Consider the following 19,139-nt stretch of genomic DNA (forward strand, 5'->3'; position numbering starts at 1 on the left):
GGAACAGGATGGTTCGGATGGAGGTTTACAAAGATGAGTGCAGCTTTGACAGTAGTTGGTCTTGGTTCTGGAGACGCAGACCAGCTGACGGTAGGGATTATTAAAAAAATGAAACATGCGGCCACGCTGTATGTGCGTACACTGGATCATCCCGTGTTGAATGATCTGAAGCAGGAAGGGCTTGAGATGACATCTTTTGATGCGATCTATGAGGCTAAGGCTTCTTTTCCCGAAGTCTACGATGAAATTGCAGATCAGCTGATCGATGCCGCACGCACGGGTGAACAAGGCACTGAGATCGTTTATGCCGTGCCAGGGCATCCCATGGTTGCAGAAGCGAGTGTACGCCTGCTGAAAGAGCGCTGCCCCCAGATGGGCATTTCGCTGCGTATCATGGGCGGAGAGAGTTTTCTGGATGAAGCATTCATTCGTCTGGGATTCGACCCCATTGAAGGTTTTCAGCTTCTGGACGCCAGCAGTCTGAATACGGAACTGGTGCAACCCCAGCTTCATACCTTGATCGGGCAAGTCTACGATGTGTTTACCGCTTCCGACGTAAAACTGTGCCTGATGGACGTTTATTCTGACGATTATCCGGTATTTGTTGGACACGCCTTGGGTGTACAGGGGCAGGAGATCATTCACAAGGTGCCACTGCATGATCTGGACCGTATTGAAGGGTATGGTAATCTTTCACTGATCTATGTGCCAAAAAATACAGATGACGCGCTACGTCGACGTTCCTTCGCACGATTGCATGAAATTGTGAATATCCTTCGCAGTCCAGGGGGCTGTCCATGGGATCAGGAACAGACCCACCAGTCGATTCGCAAAAATCTGATTGAGGAAACCTATGAAGTTATTGAAACCATTGATGAAGATGACCCCGATCACATGAAGGAAGAGCTGGGTGATCTCCTGTTGCAGATTTTGCTGCACTCCCAGATGGAAGAAGAGGTTGGCACGTTTAACGTGTACGATGTTATCGAAGGATTGAACGACAAGCTTATTTTCCGTCATCCGCACGTCTTTGGCGAACAGCAGGCAGGTGATGCGAATGAGGCACTGCAAAACTGGGAACAGATGAAGGCAGAGGAGAAAAAGCGTAAAGGACAGGACCTGCAGAAGACCTCCGTGCTGGATGGTATTCCCCGTGACTTGCCTGCTTTGATGAAAGGATATAAATTGCAGAAGAAAGCGGCCAAGGTTGGCTTCGACTGGGATGATGTCGAGGGTGTCTTTGCCAAGATCGAAGAAGAATTGGCCGAACTGAAAGAAGCAGTGCAGCACAACCAATCTGCTGAAGAACGGAAGTTGGAGCTGGGCGATTTACTGTTTGCAGCTGCCAATGTCGCTAGATTCATTGATACAGATCCGGAGGAGGCACTTGCCGCCACCAATCGGAAATTCGTTCAGCGTTTCCAGTATATTGAGGAGCGCCTGCGTGAACAGGGAAGAACTCCGTCAGACAGTAATGTCGATGAAATGGAGGAATACTGGCAGGCAGCGAAGAAGGCTGGATTGTAAAGGGTTCTGGCATTTTGAGCGCTGATCCGATATCATTCACATAGTGAGCATTTTGCATAAATCCAAAGAGGGGTCTTTCAAACAGCAAGATATAGATCGAAATGCTTCTATTCGTCTATATTTTGTACCCGGGAGCGAGATGAATCGAATTATGCAAATTGCTTAGGTACATCATGTGTATTATGTTAGTCGAAGAAACGCCAATGATCACTGTGTGATTAATGGAGGGTTGTTTCGGGTATTGGACTTAGACTGTTCTTGGGCAGGACCGACAGAATGTGAAAAAAGTCGAGGGCCAAGGCAGGATTTCAGATGCCAAGCCAGAATACATGTGTAGTAACCTAGCGCGGAGTCAGCGGCAGCAGATCTGTTGCCATGAATTCGCAGATACTTTTTTTTCAATTTGGGAGGCTTTTAAAAATGAACAAAACAGATCTGATTAACAACATTTCCACCAAAAGCGGTTTGACTAAAAAAGACGTTGAGTCCGTATTGAACGGCTTTTTGGGAGAGATTACAGATGCACTTGCCAGCGGAGACAAAGTACAATTGATCGGCTTTGGCACTTTTGAGACCCGCAAACGTTCCGGTCGTACCGGACGTAACCCACAAACAGGGAATGAAATCGTGATTCCTGAGTCCACCGTTCCTGCATTCAAAGCAGGCAACAAACTTAAAGAAGCCGTAAAATAATGCGTCTTGATAAATTCCTGAAGGTCTCTCGACTGATCAAACGTCGCACCGTTGCCAAGGATGTCTCTGAACAAGGACGTGTTCTGGTGAACGGGCGCGAAGCGAAGCCCAGCGCCGCTGTCAAAGTGGGCGATGAGCTGACGGTTCAGTTCGGTCAAAAGCTGGTCACCGTAAAGGTGGAACGCCTTGCCGAGAGTACCAAGAAGGACGAGGCAAGCAGCCTCTACACCTTGGTTAAGGAAGAGCCGATCGCCAAGGATAATGGGTTGAACTGGTAATAGGAATGCCCAACATGCCTTTGTTTCCATTCATGGCATGAAATGGAACGCCTTTCCCCTAGAGGGAGGGGCGTTTTTTTGATGCGTATTTATCTGACATTCGGTTTCATCCGCCCTTGGTTCTATTCCGCACTTCTGATCCATAAGCTAGGTGTAAGAAGGAGGGGTACATGCCATGGTTGAGCAAAATAAAACGAAACAGCATCATCTGAGTATGCAGAATCGGAAACTGCTGGATCTGACAGGTGTCTCCAATGTGGAGAGCTTCGACAGTGAGGAATTTTTACTGCAAACTGAACTTGGGCATCTGACCATCCGGGGGCACAATTTACATATCAAAAACCTTAGCCTGGAGGACGGTTTGCTATCTATCGAGGGAACGGTCAGTTCTCTGCAATATCTGGATCCCGGTTCCCAATCCAAGAACGGTAAAGGCCTGTTCGGCAAGATGTTCCGATGAGTCCCGATACTCAATGGATCACATTGATGTGGATGCTGATATCGGGAGCCGTGATGGGGATGGCCTACGACAGTTACCGGGTACTGTCCGGTCAGCTGCGGTTCCCGAGATGGAGTGTCCACACGCTAGATCTGTTGTACTGGGTCGCTTCCGCGCTGTTCGTCTTCCGGATGCTGTACGCCGGTAATCACGGACAGCTGCGGTTTTATGTCTTTTTGGGGCTGATTATAGGGGTTTGCTTCTATTTTTGGCTTTTAAGTGTTACAACCCAGCGTTTTGTGGTAATGTTAATTAAACTCGCAAGAACGCTGATTCATTGGTGTGGACATATCCTTAACATCCTGATCGTTATGCCGGCAAAAGGGCTTTATAAGCTATTGCGTGTATTATTTGGCTTTATACTCGCAATCCTGTTATTTCTGGGCAAGCTGGTATTGCAATGTTTGGTACCTTTCGGCAAGTTGTTCCGCTGGATGTTTAGGCCGCTCCTGAAGCATTGGGTAACGCCACGCTTCCTGATCCGTGCGGGTTCAAGTATTGCAGCGATGTGGAAACGCTGGTTTTAAGGAGGTCCAATAATGGGTAAAACACCTATGAGCAAATCAAAAGTACAAGCAGGCCAAGGAAAATCTTCTGGTGCAAAAAGGCGTCTTATGCTTTGGATGACTTTTATGGTTGTGTTTATCATTTGGGCAGGATATACGTTCCTTGTGCAGACTGCACAAATTTCGGACAAGAGTTCTCACCTGGCGGCACAGCAAGCTTCAAAGGAAGAAACAGAGAAGAAGCTGGCACAGTTGAAATATGAAGTCAGCCGGTTGAAGGATCCCGAATACATAGGACAACTGGCACGAAAAAGAGGATACTATCTGCCTGACGAAACACCAATTAAGGTTGAAGAGTCAGGGAACTGATGTAATTTGGCTCATTACGGAGCAAGATTTGTTATCTATATGTCTGAAGCCGCCATACCGGAAAAAATAGGCTCCCTTATGGGGCAGAGCTCTGTTGACCTTGGTTTGCGGCATAAGGTATAATTACATTAGCACAGCATTGATTTTGGCATTCAAAAAATCGGGTTGTATATTTTTAAGGGAGGATCATTTTATTCTATGGCAATTGAAGTGGGCACCAAGTTAGAGGGCAAGGTGACAGGCATCACGCATTTTGGAGCATTTGTGGATCTGTCAGGAGGTGTCACGGGTCTCGTTCACATCTCGGAAATCGCCGACAATTATGTCAAAGATGTCAACGACCACCTGAAACTTAATGACCTCGTTACAGTAAAGGTCATCAACGTTGACAAGGATGGCAAGATTGGGCTTTCCATTAAGCAAGCTGTTGACAAACCGGTTGAGCAACAAACCCAGTCCAGACCCCCAAGAGCTCCTAGACCGGAACGCAGTGGAGGAGATCGCGAACGATTCAGCGGTGGAGGCCCAAGTGGTGGCCAAGGCCGTGGCGGCGGTGGTGGTGGATTTAACCGTGACCGCGGAGGCCGTTCTTTCAAGCCCGCAGCAGGCAAACCTTCATTTGAGGATAAAATGTCACGCTTCCTGAAAGATAGCGAAGAGCGGATTTCTTCGTTGAAGAAGAACACAGAAGGCAAACGTGGTGGCCGTGGAGCCAAACGCGTGTAATCTGGTTCAACCTGATTTAAAATATAAGAAAAACCGTTAGCCTTGGGGCTGGCGGTTTTTTTGCGTTTTCCTTAACTTTTGCAGTTATCGTTTACATATAGACAATAGACCGAATTTATAGCCGTTTTTGTAAAGTGAGGTTCCGTATCCCCAGTTTTTCTGCACAGGAAAAAAGTACATAAGAACATTTGTCGTCTACTATTTTTTACCGACAGGTTTCCATGGCATTCCACAGGTATCCTGCTCAGATCGTGGCGATGACGAAGCGCTTCCGGTTCAAAATCAGACAAGTACCTTGTTGGCAGGGTGTGTGCCAAATGGATGAAACCATAATAAGGCCGGGGGTTTCGCACCACCGCGCCATGTCTGTTTCTTTTGTCGTAAAGTTTTTGGGGCCTGCCCACCAATTGTGACAAACTACGTCTTCTATTCTATCTATAATCAGAACCATCGAGAACGAAACACGAAAAAACATTTAATCGAATGGGGTGCCTTGAGGATGATGGAAAAGTGGAATGTCATTCAATTTCCGGGAATGAAAGCTGGTAAAGGAGGTACAGAAGCTCGTGAGGAGCTGTCAGTACGTCTCAAACAGTGGGTTAGCTCCCGCAAGGCTGTCCAGATCGTTGCTGCCCGTAAATGGGTGTTGCTCCTCACCTTTATGGGATTCTTGCTCGGAAAAGCCATGATTCTGAATGAATTATCGCCCTTTGCGATCGCTTACTTTGCGGTCATTGCCTTTATGCGCAGGGATTATATTATTCCGGTAGGCGCCGCGTTGCTGGCCGGAAGCCTCTTTGCCCCTTTCCCGGTACCGCTCATCGTAGCATCGGAACTTGCCATTTTCTATCTGTTGTTCCGAGGACTGGAGTCTTATGACCGCGCTGAATTATCTTATGCGCCGACGATGGTGTTTACGACTACTTTTATGGTCAAGTTGTTCGCTGTTGTTATTGGGCCATCGTTCAGTTGGTACGCCATGCTGATGCTCACGATGGACTCTATACTCAGTTTCGTGCTCACTCTGGTTTTCATACAGGCCATACCGATCTTCACCTATCGCAAAAAAAAGTTCAACCTCAAAAACGAGGAAATCCTCTGTTTGATCATATTACTGGCCTCTGTGATGACGGGGGCGGTGGGCTGGACCATTCAGTCTCTGTCGGTCGAGCATATGCTATCCCGATATCTTATTCTGATCTTCGCACTGGTGGGCGGAGCCCCCCTCGGAGCTTCGGTAGGGGTCATTACTGGCCTCATTCTGAGTTTGGCCGATATGTCAGCGGTGTATCAGATGAGCCTGCTTGCTTTTGCAGGGATGCTTGCGGGTATGCTGAGAGAGGGAAAACGTGCGGCGGTGGCTCTGGGCATGCTGCTGGGTTCCTCTATTCTGTCCATTTACCTGGGTGGACCAGGAGACGTCATGAATTCTTTATGGGAGACATGTGCAGCCATTGTTCTGTTTATGTTAACACCAAAGAGCATGATGACGGCCATCTCCAAATATGTTCCTGGTACACAGGATCACACGAAATCGCAGCATGAATATGCGAAGCGAATACGGGATGTCACCGCAGAACGGGTCACTCGCTTCTCGCAGGTATTCCGTCAGTTGTCACGAAGCTTCGATCAGATGTCCGGGGCGGGGGAGCCGGTACAGAACGAGGGCGGGATGGAGCATTTCATGAATGCTGTAGCTGAAGGGACATGTTCGGGCTGCTTTAAACGGGCCCAGTGCTGGGATGCGAAGTTTATTCAGACCTATAAATATATGACGGATGTGATGAGTTCCATTGAAACCAACCCGGAGATGTCAGGCAAGCAGATTCCGGTGGAATGGAACAGGGTATGTGCGAAACCGGAGGAAGTACTTGAAGTGATGCGCGCCCAGTATGGTCTGCATCAACATAACATGCAATGGAAACGTCAAATTATAGATAGTCGTCAGCTGGTTGCAGAGCAATTATCAGGGGTATCCCAGGTGATGGAGGACCTGGCGAAAGAAATTCAACGGGAAAGTGAGGAGATGGTGCAACAGGAGGAACAGATTCGAGATGCGCTTGAATCGTTAGGTCTGTCTATACACTCTATTGAAATCATTAATCTGGAAGCGGGGAATGTGGAAATCGAGATTGTTCATGCCTATACACGCGGATTTGACGAGTGCCGAAAAATGATCGCTCCGCTGATCTCGGATGTACTGGACGAGCATATTGCCGTCTTGAGTGAGACGATGCTCGACCCTCGCCAAGGGCTGGCGACAGTCACATTTGGCTCTGCCAAAACATTTGAGATCACAACGGGTGTTGCTGCTGCCGCCAAAGGGGGAGATGTGATGTCCGGAGACAGTTTCAGCACAGTTGAACTGGGCAACGGCACATTTGCGGTTGCACTCAGCGATGGCATGGGCAATGGGGAACGGGCACGTATGGAGAGCAGTGCTGCACTGAATATACTGGAGCAGTTGTTACAGTCAGGCATGGATGAGAAGCTGGCAATCAAATCGGTGAATTCCGTTCTGATGCTGCGTTCTCCTGAAGAGATGTATGCGACGGTAGATATGGCACTGATTGATGAATATACAGCGGAGACCACATTTATGAAAATTGGCTCGACTCCTAGTTTTATTAAACGGGGGCAGGAGGTTATCCAGGTTTCGGCCAGTAATCTGCCGATTGGGATTATTAAGGACATTGAAGTGGATCTGGTAACCGTACAGCTTCAGCCAGGGGATATTTTGATTATGATGACGGATGGGATCTATGATGCGCCGGGGTATGCCGTCAATAAAGAATTATGGATCAAGCGTCTCATCCAGGAAATTGATAGCGAGGATCCTCAGGAGGTAGCGGACTGTTTGCTTGAAAGTGTTATTCGATATCAGCAGCACGAGATCTATGATGATATGACCGTAGTTGTAGGCAAAATAGAGCATTTTCGCCCTGAATGGGCCACACTGCGGGTGCCTGGCATCAACCGGATGGAGCGTCCGCGTACTGTCAGTTAATCACATATTCCTCGGTTTGAAGTCTCTTCATTCTGGCAATGCTAGTCATAGAGTTGGAGAGTAACCCAAAACGGAGGGATATCGGATGAAACAAATTTTGTTAATCACTGACGGTTGTTCCAATGTAGGCACAAGTCCGGTTCTGGCTGCGGCGGAAGCACGTGAAGAGGGCATTACAGTCAATGTGGTTGGTGTCATCGATTATGGAACCATTGGTGAGTTGGGGAGTCGGGAGATTGAGGATATTGCCAAGGCTGGAGGCGGCATTAGTCAGATCGTAGGCACAAGACAACTTGCACATACGATGCAGATGATGACAAGAAAAACGGTGGTTCAGACCATTCAGCAGGCGGTTAATAGAGAGTTAACACAAATACTGGGAGAACACGAGCCCAAAACGGTAACCGATCTTGAACCAGCCAAACGTGCGCAGGTGGTTGAAGTGATGGAGGATATGGCGGAGACAACACCGCTGCAAGTCATTCTTCTCATTGACGTAAGTGCCAGTATGAAGCCAAAGCTTGCTGCCGTGGAAGAAGGAATTCGGGATTTAATGCTTAGTTTGCAGTCACGTATGGGTCAGAGCCATCTTTCCGTATTTCATTTTCCTGGACGACATAGCGGAGAAGAAGCCGTCATGGACATCGACTGGACAGCCGATCCGAGCCGTGTACGTTCTCTGTTTGGGCGTTTGCAGATGAAGGGAGCAACCCCGACAGGTCCTGCGATTCAAAGGGTGATTGATTTTTACCGTTATGGTACACTGGAGGAACAGCAGGAAATAGAAGGGAACTATCGCATTGAAAGAGAAGGGATGCTCGGTGACAACGTTGTCTGACGCCTCTTTCCCGCCAGGAACAGTCATAACAGGGAAATGGAATCGCAGCCGTTATACGATTCGGAAGCTTTTGGGCAAAGGAGCCAACGGCATCGTTTTTCTTGTCCAGCGGGGTGAGAATGGCAAACATTATGCACTTAAAATGGGATTTGATCCTGTAGATCTGCAATCGGAAATTAATGTGCTCAAATCTTTTCAATTGCAACGTAATCATGAGGCTCTTCGGCAGAGCGGCATTCCTTCCTACTTAAAAGATGTGGATGACTATGCCGTTCGTGGCCGTGATATTCCCTTTTATGTGATGCGTTACGTTCGGGGTGAATCTTTGCACCACTTCATTCGGCGCCAAGGGACAGACTGGACACTATTGGTTGGACTTAGGCTATTGCAAAAGCTGGCCCAATTGCATCAAGCTGGATGGGTATTTGGCGATCTCAAACCTCAGAATGTACTGGTGTCCGATTATGGGCAGGTAGAGCTGATCGATTATGGCGGGGTTACTTCTATTGGTCGTAGCGTCAAGCAGTTCACCGAGTGGTATGACCGGGGATTCTGGAATGCAGGCAGCCGCACAGCAGATGGCACCTATGATGTATTTGCTTTTGCGTTGTTATTCATTCATGTGTTGGAAGCCGACGCCCTCAAAGCGCTGGCCGCAGAAGGATTGCCACAACTGCGGAGTGTGAACCAGCTCGTAGCTCTGGTGGAACGTAGTGAACGGCTCGCCCCTTTTCGAAATTGGACAATCCAGGCGTTGCGAGGTCAGTTTCAGGACGCCGGACACGCGGCTAAAGTCTGGAAAGAGATGATGGTACGCCCTTCTCCTCTTCGTCGTCGTTCCCAAAGTACAACTCCGCGTTGGCTCAAAAATGCATTTGCTGTATCCGTTATATTACTTATTGGGGTACTCATCTATGCACTGCGATTCTGACCATTTAGCGTGCATATACATAACGTAAGGAATGAGGAACAGGTATGGAGGCTTTACGCTGGAACAAGCTGGTGAATAACGTGCTGAATGCAGCGGAAGAGCATCAGTTATGGGTTCCCGGGGATCGGATTGTCGTCGCAGTATCGGGCGGACCGGACTCGGTAGCTTTTTTGCATATCATGCATGAGATCAGTACCAGACATGTTCCGCTGGAATTAATATGCGCCCATGTACATCATGGCTTTCGGAGTGAATCCGATCATGAGGCCGAGATGATGAAGGAGCTTGCTTGCCAGCTCGGCATTGCATTTGAATGGGTGAAGGCCGATGTGCCTACTTATATGAAGCTTACCGGTCAAGGCCCGCAGGAGGCCGCGCGCAACAAACGATATGAGTTTTTGCATGAAGTAGCTGCCCGATACAATGCGGCGAGCATTGCGCTTGCCCATCATGCAGACGACCAGGCAGAGACAGTTATGCTCCATTTACTGCGTGGAAGTGGCCTAACCGGACTCGCGGGAATGAAGTTTAAACGGCGAGAAAAAAATGTGGAACTTATTCGTCCATGCCTTCGTATAAACAAGACAGACCTTGTAGAAGCTTGTAATACCCAGGGTTTTCTGTACTTTAATGATGAAAGCAATTCCCAGCGTAAATATCGTCGCAATGCCATTCGCTTGGATGTGCTTCCTTTTTTGGGGCAATATAATGGACAGCTCACGCCGTCTTTGAATCGACTTGCCGAAATTGTGGGCGATGAAGACGATTTCATCGAACAAGGTGCATATGACGCATACAGGTGTCTAGTGCAGGCGAACGGCGGAAGGCAAACCTTTGAGGTGCCTTCCTTTTTGAAGTTACATGTCGCTTTACAACGAAGGTTGATTAAACTAATATTGAATTATCTGCCTTTGGACAGTGATTTTGTCGACTTTACCCGTATTGAGACCATTCGCCGCAAGGTAATTCAGCCTGACACGACGACCTGGAGCCTGGATATAGGACAGACACTCGCCTGCACCCGGGAGTACGATCTGATTTCTTTCGGCATACGGACTGACGTACAGGATCAATCTTACGAATATCGTCTTGCTCAATGGAGCGGATCTTATGAGCTTTCTCTCACGGAAATCGACCGACATGTTCGGCTTGTTCCGATGAGTCCCGAGGACTATCATGTACCGGAATCGGCGGATCAAGCCGCATTTGATGCGGATCAACTGCTTATGCCGCTGATTGTGCGTTCACGGTTACCTGGAGATACCATGAAAGTGATGGGATTAAACGGAAGCAAAAAGGTGAAAAATATTTTCATCGATGAGAAAATCCCCCCTTCTGTCCGTTCACGGGTTCCCGTGGTATGTGATGGAGCAGGCAATATCATCTGGTTACCGGGCGTTCGCCGGTCCAGTGTAGCTCCTGTCAAGGAGGATACTTCCGCAATCCTGTACATGACTGTAGGCGATTCAGCGATTCAGGGGTAGTGGTTATGGTTCAGGTAAGGCTTTCATAGTATAACTTAGGAGGTTCGCACAGTTGCAGAACGACATTCAGGAAGTATTGATCAGTGAAGAAGAGATTCAGAGTAAAGTCAAGGAATTAGGCGCAACACTAAGTGCCGAATATGCAAATCGCAATCCTTTGGTCATTTGTGTGCTCAAGGGTGCGTTTATATTTATGGCTGATTTGGTTAAGAACATTACGGTGCATGTTGAGATGGACTTCATGGCAGTATCCAGTTACGGTGCTTCCACCAAATCATCTGGCGTTGTCAAAATCATTAAGGATTTGGATGTACCCGTTGAAGGACGCGAAGTTCTGATCGTAGAAGACATTATCGATAGTGGGCTTACACTCAGCTATCTGATTGAACTCTTGGAAAATCGCGGCGCCGAATCTGTTCGTGTTGTCACGCTGTTTGACAAACCTTCAGGTCGCAAAGTGGAACTTGAAGCTCATTACACAGGCTTTGACATTCCAGATGCATTCATCGTTGGATATGGTCTGGATTATGCCGAGAAGTACCGGAACCTCCCTTACATCGGGATATTGAAACCGGAAATTTACAGTAACTAGTGTTTAAGCTAGTCCCAAGCCCTGATCTGTTGGTGGCTTCTGTTGAGAAGCCATGTCGGGCTATGTTAAAATAATTAAAGTGTCTCGAGAGGAGGTAGGGGATGAATCGGTTCATCCGGAATTCTGGTTTTTATTTGATTCTTTTTTTAGTTGTGGTGGGGATAGTCCAGTTCGTCAGCAATGGCGGCGAAGCCACCGATAATCCTAGATATGATCAGTTACGCGCGCAAATCAAGGCCAACAACGTCTCTGAATTGACAGTTCAATTCAACGGTCAGACGTACCTCGTGACCGGACAATATAGGGAGACGCCTGACGGAGCCAAATCAGAAAATTTCTCAACGTATATTCCTCCTACGGATGAGGCGATTAGTGAGCTTGTAGCTGCAAGCGAAACGAACAAATTCCAATATCATCAGGAACCAATGAAAGGTGACAGCATCTGGTTGACGTTGCTGACTTCCTTTATTCCTTTGATCATTATGTTCCTGCTGTTCTTCTTCCTGTTTAATCAGGCTCAAGGCGGCGGCGGTAAAGTAATGAACTTTGGTAAAAGCCGTGCCCGTCTTTATAACGAAGAGAAGAAGCGGGTTACGTTTGAAGACGTTGCGGGTGCTGACGAAGAGAAACAGGAGCTTGTTGAAGTCGTGGACTTCCTCAAGGACCCTCGCAAGTTCGCAGCAGTAGGCGCACGTATTCCGAAGGGCGTATTGCTTGTCGGTCCTCCGGGTACCGGTAAAACATTGCTCGCTCGTGCCGTTGCCGGTGAAGCGGGTGTACCCTTCTTCAGCATCTCCGGTTCCGACTTTGTTGAAATGTTTGTCGGTGTCGGTGCATCTCGTGTACGTGATTTGTTTGAAAATGCGAAGAAAAATGCCCCATGTATCATCTTTATCGATGAGATTGATGCTGTAGGACGTCAGCGTGGTGCTGGCCTTGGCGGTGGTCACGACGAACGTGAACAAACGCTTAACCAGTTGCTCGTTGAAATGGACGGATTCGGTGCCAATGAAGGTATTATCATCGTTGCAGCAACGAACCGTGCTGATATTCTGGACCCTGCCTTGCTGCGTCCAGGACGTTTTGACCGTCAAATTACGGTTGATCGCCCTGACGTAAGAGGTCGTGAAGCAGTTCTGAAAGTACACTCTCGCAATAAACCACTCACTAAAGATGTGAAGCTGGACATTATCGCGAAGCGTACAACCGGGTTCTCTGGTGCAGATCTGGAAAATCTCCTGAATGAAGCGGCATTGCTTGCGGCGCGCCGTAACAGAAGAGATATCTCCATGAAAGAGGTAGACGAAGCGATTGATCGTGTCATTGTAGGTACGGAGAAGAAAAGCCGTGTCATCAGTGATCGCGAGAAACGTATTGTCGCTTATCACGAAGCAGGTCATACCATTGTAGGTTACTTCCTGGAACATGCCGATATGGTACATAAAGTTACTATTATTCCGCGTGGACGCGCGGGTGGATATGTAATCATGTTACCAAAAGAAGATCGTATGCTTGTGACCAAGCAAGAGTTGCTGGACAAAATTACTGGACTCCTTGGCGGCCGTGTTTCCGAAGAACTGTTTATCGGTGAAATCGGTACGGGTGCATACAGTGACTTCCAACAAGCGACGGGGATTGTCCGTAGCATGGTTATGGAATACGGTATGAGTGAGAAATTGGGACCTATGCAGTTTGGTAGTTCGCAGGGACAGGTATTCTTGGGTCGTGATATCGGTCACGAACAGAATTACTCGGATTCCATTGCTTACGAGATCGATCAGGAAATGCAACGCTTCATTAACGAATGTTATGAGAAGTGTAAAGACTTGCTTGTTAAACATTCGAAAGAAGTGCATCTGATCGCTCAAACGTTGCTGGAAGTGGAGACATTGGAAATGGATCAGATCAAGCAATTGATCGAGACAGGTTCCCTGACTCCAAAAGAAGAGAACAGCAACGATGGTGAAGGTACGCCTAGCGAAGGCGGAGAAGCGATCATTGACAACATCGGTGATGTACGCGTCCGTATCCAAGGTAAAGAGGAAACGCCTGAGCCACCAGCTGGAGATATTCCTAACGAAGCTCCGAATCTGGACAAAGGAAACAGCAATGGCCCGGATGATGGTGGAACGAAGCCAACCTCTTAAGTTATAAAACGATTTGGCTAAGCAATGCAGATCTTGAAGAGAGCCCAAGGGCTCTCTTTTTTTTATGAATTAATTCAAATTATATAGATACAGATATCCGGGAGCTTTGGGGCGAACCGCGTAGGAAATGGGCGGTTATGCTGATATTATGGGGTGTTTTCATTTATTGACAGAGTCGTGAACGTTGTGTACATTAGGTGTTAAACCGCTTGTGATTCGTTTCTCAAGCGAAAATAACGACTTAGGTTAGCCATATGAAACAGCGCATAGCGCTGTCCCGATAAAGGAGAGGATCGCAGGTGGAAGCTCTGGCTTTAGAGCGCAAGGCTGAGATGAACCGGGAGCTGCGCGAGCGGCTGATGGAGTTGAAGAAGGAACGTAATGCCATTATTCTTGCCCATTATTATCAACGTGACGAAGTGCAGGAGGTAGCCGACTTCCGTGGAGATTCGTTTCTGCTCGCTCAGAAGGCAGCACAAACGGATGCGGATGTTATCGTTTTCTGCGGCGTTCATTTTATGGGTGAAAGCGCTAAAATTCTAGCCCCGAACAAGACGGTTATCATTCCAGATGAACGCGCAGGCTGCCCAATGGCAGACATGGTGAATGTTGAAGGTCTGCGTAAATTGAAAGCACAGCACCCGAATGCCAAAGTTGTCACGTATATCAATTCTTCAGCTGAAATCAAAGCAGAGACCGACATTTGCTGTACGTCTGCCAATGCTGTCAGAGTCATTCAATCTGTGGATTCGGATGAAATCATCTGGGTGCCGGATAAGAACCTGGGACACTATGTGCAACAACATACAGACAAGAAAATGATTATCTGGGAAGGTTACTGCAATACCCATGATATGCTGACGGTCAAAGACGTAGTTGAGATGAGAGCGAAGTATCCAAACGCGGAATTCGTAGTTCATCCGGAATGTCGTCCCGAGGTTGTTGAGATGGGTGATTTCGTAGGCAGCACAACAGCCATTTTGGAATACTGCAAAAATTCATCAGCCAAGGAATTTATCGTAGGTACTGAAGATGGTACAGGATACCAGCTTCGTCTCGATAGCCCGGATAAACAATTCCACTTCGCTACTAAGTTTCTCGTATGTCCGAACATGAAGGTCAATAATTTGAAAAAGCTGGTTAAATGCCTGGAGACGATGAAGCCGCAAATTTACGTGCCACCAGCCGTTGCCGACAAGGCCAGAGAATCACTAGAGCGCATGTTACTGGTGAAGTAGCATGCGCTACTCTTGCTCCAAGACAGGTGAAATAACATGATACCGCAATATTTAGTTCAATTTGATCTGTCCGCACTGCCGACAGTGGAGACGGATGTGCTGGTTATTGGTTCAGGCATTGCCGGTTTGTTTACTGCGATTAAGGCTAGTGAACAACGAAGTGTGTTGATGATCACGAAGAAGTCATTGCTGGAAAGTAACACCCGGTATGCACAGGGGGGCATCGCTGCGGTTATCGCTGAAGACGATTCACCTGCCTACCACTTGCAGGATACCCTTGTTGCCGGAGCAGGCTTATGCCGCTCCGAGGCGGTGGAAGCATTGGTAAATGAGGGCCCGGATGGAGTGAAAGAACTAATTCGACTGGGCACGTTGTTTGATCTGGAGAACGGCGAGTTGGCATTGACGCAGGAAGGTGCGCATAGCCACCGCCGTATTTTGCATGCCAATGGGGATGCGACGGGATATGAGATTGTACGGGCTCTGGCTGCACAGGCGAATGAACATCCTGGAATTGAGGTGTGGGATGAACATTTTGTTATCGACCTGGTCACAGAGCATGGAGAATGTGTAGGTGCTTTGGTTCAGAAGGCGGACGGTTCAAAGGTGTTTGTGAAGGCACAGGCGACCGTCCTATGCTCTGGTGGGGCCGGACAGCTGTATCGATACACGACTAACCCGGAAGTAGCTACAGCAGATGGTATTGCGATGGCCTACCGTGCCGGAGCAGTCGTGCGGGATATGGAATTTATCCAATTCCATCCGACCTCACTTTGTTACCCGGGAGCGCCACGTTTTTTGGTATCGGAGGCTGTACGTGGGGAAGGAGCCTTTTTACGTAATGTGAAGGGTGAGCGCTTTATGGATCGCTATCATACACAGCTTGAATTAGCACCGCGTGATGTGGTAGCCCGGGCGATTGTCAGTGAGATGGAATCGACAAGCAGTACATTTGTTTATCTGGATATCACCCATGAACCGACAGAGATGATTAAGCATCGGTTTCCTACCATTTACGAAACCTGTATGCGCTATGGACTGGATATGACCACAGACTGGATTCCAGTGGCTCCTGCTGCACATTACATGATGGGCGGAGTGAAGACCGATCTTAGTGGAGAGAGCAGCATTGGAAGATTGTTTGCCTGTGGTGAAGTATCTTCTACAGGAGTACACGGAGCGAATCGTTTGGCGAGTAATTCACTGTCTGAAGCCATTGTATTTGGCCGGAGAATCGTTGAGCGCATTCTATCTCTTCCCCCGCTTGCTCCACTAGAGACAGAGAGTTCAACACCTGTGATCATGGACAGAAGATTGAAGGGAGACCAGAGACCGGTATCCGAACGACGTTTACGACTGCAAAAAATGATGGTGCGGCAAGTGGGATTGCGCCGGAATGGAGCAAACCTGCAAGAGGCCATAGATAAGCTGCAGCTTGAACTGCATTTTTTTGATCAGGTGCTTACTCACAAAGAAGAGATGGAATATGCCAACCTTCTGACCTGTGCCTGGTTGGTTACCAACGGAGCATTACACCGCAAAGAAAGTCGGGGAGCCCATTACCGTGAGGATTTCCCGAAGCGGGATGACGCCGAGTGGCAGAAGCATAGTCTGCAGCAGCGAGAACAAGCGATTGTGGAGGAATTGATGTCATGATACTGAACGGATATAATGAAGGACTCATTGAATCGATTAAAAACTGGCTTCGTGAGGATGTCGGCGCAGGAGATGTAACGACCAGCGTGACGATTCCCCCAGGCAGCCAATCCAAGGCGATAATACATGCCAAAGACAATGGAATCATCGCGGGAATAGCCGTAGCTGAACTTGTATTTCAGGTAGTTGATCCAGGCCTTGTATTCACACCAAGGGTCAAAGACGGCGATGCAGTCACTCATGGCGCAATTTTGGCTGAAGTAGAAGGAAGTACGCATAGTTTGCTGACTGGAGAGCGTCTTGCGCTTAATCTGCTGCAGCGCATGTCCGGTATTGCGACCCGTACACGTTCTTATGTCGATGCCCTGGATGGACTTGCTACACGTCTGGTGGATACACGCAAAACAACACCCGGACATCGATTGTTGGAGAAATATGCAGTCCGGGTCGGTGGTGGAGCGAACCATCGGTTTGGCTTGTATGATGCAGTGATGATTAAGGATAACCATATCAAGGGCGCGGGTGGTATCACTGAAGCGGTACAGCGTGCACGAGCTGGCATTCCACATACCATGACCATTGAAGTAGAGACGGAAGATCTGGAGCAGGTGCAAGAAGCCTTGCAGGCAGGGGCAGATATCATTATGCTGGATAACATGCATCCAGATCGGATGCGTGAGGCCGTTGCGCTTATTCATGAGCAGGCTCCGCATGTGAAAGTTGAAGCTTCAGGCAACGTCTCGTTAAATACCATCCGTGGGATTGCAGAGAGCGGAGTGGATGTTATTTCGGTTGGCAGGTTAACCTATTCTTTTGAGAGCCTGGATATCAGCCTGGATTTAAACGAAAAGAAAGAGGGGTGAACCTCTTTGATTCTAGTTGTAGACGTGGGGAACAGCAACATTGTACTCGGAGTATATCAAGGCCGGGAGTTGCTGCACCACTTTCGTCTGAGTACATCTCGTCAGTCCACAGTGGATGAATACGGCGTATTGATTTATAATTTCTTTCATATGTCGGGTATTTCCACACGTGATATCGAGGGTGTGATCATCTCATCCGTGGTACCGCCACTTGTGAATGTCATTGAGGCCATGTGTGAGAAGTACGTAGGCAAAAAACCGCTGCTTGTTGGACCCGGTATCCGAACCGGTCTGAACCTGCGGTATGAGAATCCCCGTGAAGTTGGCGCGGATCGCATCGTTAATGCAGTGGCAGCCGTTGAGAAATACGGTGGCCCACTCGTTGTAGTCGATTTTGGCACAGCGACGACCTTTGACTGTATTGACGATAAAGGAAACTACTTGGGCGGGGCCATTGTACCCGGCATCCATATTGCAACTGAAGCGCTCTATGAACGGGCATCCAAGCTACCTCGCATTGAACTGGAGAAACCCAAGAAGGTCATTGGTCGTAATACCATTCATGCGATGCAGGCCGGAATCATATATGGCTATGCTGGTCAAGTGGATGGCATTGTGGATCGCATCCGTGAGGAAATGGGGGCAAAGCCCAAAGTGATTGCAACCGGAGGTCTTGCCAAACTGATTGCAGAAGAAACCCGCAGCATCGAGGAAGTGGATCCGCTGCTTACGCTTGAAGGGCTGCGTATCATTTATGAGCGGAACCGGGAAAGGTAAGAACAGAGACGGCAGACAGCGGGCTGGGGATTACAGTCTTCGTGTTATGCCGTTTTTTTATAACTGGCGATTACGCCAAAGGAGGCTGAATGACTTGGAAAACAATAACAAACAAGACCGGTTAATTCGTGGCACAGCAATGAATGGACGGGTTAGAGCTTTCGCTGTCCAGACGACGGAGCTGGTCGAAGAGCTGCGCAGAAGACATGACACGTTTCCCACGGCTACAGCTGCCATGGGGCGTACAGCTACAGCAGCAGCCATTATGGGTGCAATGCTCAAGGGAGAAGAGAAACTGACCATTCAGGTTAAGGGAGACGGTCCCATTGGGCAGATTGTTACCGATGCCAATGCCAAAGGCGAAGTTCGTGGCTATGTAACCAATCCGCACGTACACCTTCCGAGTAACAGTATGGGTAAATTGGACGTTGCGGGTGTAGTCGGAACAGAAGGATTTATTAATGTAACCAAGGACCTTGGCCTGAAAGAGCCCTATCGCGGAAGTGTGCCCATTATATCGGGAGAGCTGGGCGAAGACTTTACGTACTATTTTGCGAAATCGGAACAAACGCCTTCTGCCGTGGGAGTTGGCGTATTGGTTGATACCGATAATTCCGTTATTGTAGCGGGTGGATTTATTGTACAGTTACTTCCTGGGTTAACGGATGATGAAATCACCGAAATCGAGAAATCAATCGGCAACTTGCCGCCAGTCACGTCTTTGCTGGCTGAGGGTTTAGAGCTGGAAGAGCTGCTCCGCCGGATACTGCCTGATGTACGAGTCATGGACGAAATGGATATTCATTTCCGCTGTGAGTGTTCGCGTGAACGGGTAGAGAAGACGTTGATTAGCTTGGGCCAATCCGAAATGGAGCAACTGATCGAGGAAGAAGGCCGTGCTGAAGTGGTCTGCCAATTCTGCAACGAAGCTTACGAGTTTAACAAAGAACAACTGGAGACCATCCTAGAGCAAGCCAAGAACTGATAATATGCGGGGACGGGACGCGG

Annotated in this window: 18 protein-coding genes; all 18 read left to right on the top strand. The window is 48.3% G+C overall.

Translation table 11 applies throughout. The annotated features are described in order from the left end of the window. Positions 1-33: 33 nt before the first annotated feature. The 18 genes from yabN (at position 34) to hslO (ending at position 19,116) form a co-directional block, all read left to right on the top strand. Positions 34-1,527, top strand: a complete 1,494-nt coding sequence (gene yabN, locus JNUCC31_RS14890; protein WP_192272243.1) for a bifunctional methyltransferase/pyrophosphohydrolase YabN — start codon at positions 34-36, stop codon at positions 1,525-1,527. Positions 1,528-1,947: 420 nt separating this feature from the next. Beyond that, positions 1,948-2,220, top strand: a complete 273-nt coding sequence (locus tag JNUCC31_RS14895; RefSeq protein WP_017691362.1) for an HU family DNA-binding protein — start codon at positions 1,948-1,950, stop codon at positions 2,218-2,220. After that, a complete protein-coding gene (locus JNUCC31_RS14900; RefSeq protein WP_024633720.1) occupies positions 2,220-2,498 on the top strand; it encodes an RNA-binding S4 domain-containing protein in 279 nt (92 codons plus the stop codon). Before JNUCC31_RS14895 ends, JNUCC31_RS14900 begins: the two co-directional genes overlap by 1 nt. Before the next feature lie 175 nt (positions 2,499-2,673). Next, a complete protein-coding gene (gene yabP / locus JNUCC31_RS14905) occupies positions 2,674-2,958 on the top strand; it encodes a sporulation protein YabP (RefSeq protein WP_192272245.1) in 285 nt (94 codons plus the stop codon). Beyond that, entirely contained in the window at positions 2,955-3,524 is a 570-nt protein-coding gene (gene yabQ, locus JNUCC31_RS14910; protein ID WP_062329380.1) for a spore cortex biosynthesis protein YabQ, read from the top strand. The genes yabP and yabQ overlap by 4 nt, the downstream gene beginning before the upstream one ends. Before the next feature lie 12 nt (positions 3,525-3,536). Next, positions 3,537-3,872, top strand: coding sequence for an FtsB family cell division protein (locus JNUCC31_RS14915; RefSeq protein WP_192272247.1), 336 nt, complete (start codon positions 3,537-3,539; stop codon positions 3,870-3,872). Positions 3,873-4,070: 198 nt separating this feature from the next. Further along, a complete protein-coding gene (locus tag JNUCC31_RS14920; RefSeq protein WP_024633724.1) occupies positions 4,071-4,598 on the top strand; it encodes a S1 domain-containing RNA-binding protein in 528 nt (175 codons plus the stop codon). 499 nt (positions 4,599-5,097) lie between these two features. Beyond that, positions 5,098-7,605, top strand: a complete 2,508-nt coding sequence (gene spoIIE, locus JNUCC31_RS14925) for a stage II sporulation protein E (RefSeq protein ID WP_192272249.1) — start codon at positions 5,098-5,100, stop codon at positions 7,603-7,605. Positions 7,606-7,690: 85 nt separating this feature from the next. Then, complete coding sequence (locus JNUCC31_RS14930) at positions 7,691-8,443, top strand: vWA domain-containing protein (RefSeq protein WP_192272251.1); 753 nt, start codon at positions 7,691-7,693, stop codon at positions 8,441-8,443. Then, positions 8,427-9,374, top strand: coding sequence for a serine/threonine protein kinase (locus JNUCC31_RS14935; protein ID WP_192272253.1), 948 nt, complete (start codon positions 8,427-8,429; stop codon positions 9,372-9,374). Before JNUCC31_RS14930 ends, JNUCC31_RS14935 begins: the two co-directional genes overlap by 17 nt. Before the next feature lie 44 nt (positions 9,375-9,418). Continuing rightward, a complete protein-coding gene (tilS, locus tag JNUCC31_RS14940) occupies positions 9,419-10,858 on the top strand; it encodes a tRNA lysidine(34) synthetase TilS (protein WP_192272255.1) in 1,440 nt (479 codons plus the stop codon). 52 nt (positions 10,859-10,910) lie between these two features. Then, entirely contained in the window at positions 10,911-11,450 is a 540-nt protein-coding gene (hpt, locus tag JNUCC31_RS14945; protein ID WP_192272258.1) for a hypoxanthine phosphoribosyltransferase, read from the top strand. 101 nt (positions 11,451-11,551) lie between these two features. Continuing rightward, positions 11,552-13,597 (top strand): ATP-dependent zinc metalloprotease FtsH, encoded by a 2,046-nt coding sequence (gene ftsH / locus JNUCC31_RS14950; RefSeq protein ID WP_192272260.1) that lies wholly within the window; start codon positions 11,552-11,554, stop codon positions 13,595-13,597. Positions 13,598-13,896: 299 nt separating this feature from the next. After that, positions 13,897-14,835, top strand: coding sequence for a quinolinate synthase NadA (gene nadA / locus JNUCC31_RS14955; RefSeq protein ID WP_062329366.1), 939 nt, complete (start codon positions 13,897-13,899; stop codon positions 14,833-14,835). Positions 14,836-14,871: 36 nt separating this feature from the next. Beyond that, positions 14,872-16,491 (top strand): L-aspartate oxidase, encoded by a 1,620-nt coding sequence (nadB, locus tag JNUCC31_RS14960; RefSeq protein ID WP_192272262.1) that lies wholly within the window; start codon positions 14,872-14,874, stop codon positions 16,489-16,491. Next, positions 16,488-17,354, top strand: coding sequence for a carboxylating nicotinate-nucleotide diphosphorylase (gene nadC, locus JNUCC31_RS14965; protein ID WP_192272264.1), 867 nt, complete (start codon positions 16,488-16,490; stop codon positions 17,352-17,354). The genes nadB and nadC overlap by 4 nt, the downstream gene beginning before the upstream one ends. Before the next feature lie 6 nt (positions 17,355-17,360). After that, positions 17,361-18,131, top strand: a complete 771-nt coding sequence (locus JNUCC31_RS14970) for a type III pantothenate kinase (RefSeq protein WP_192272266.1) — start codon at positions 17,361-17,363, stop codon at positions 18,129-18,131. A gap of 46 nt (positions 18,132-18,177) precedes the next feature. Next, positions 18,178-19,116 carry an Hsp33 family molecular chaperone HslO gene (gene hslO / locus JNUCC31_RS14975; protein WP_192273027.1) on the top strand — a complete coding sequence of 313 codons (939 nt, stop codon included), beginning with the start codon at positions 18,178-18,180 and terminating at the stop codon, positions 19,114-19,116. Positions 19,117-19,139 lie beyond the last annotated feature (23 nt).

The organism is Paenibacillus sp. JNUCC-31 (assembly GCF_014844075.1).
GTDB lineage: Bacteria > Bacillota > Bacilli > Paenibacillales > Paenibacillaceae > Paenibacillus.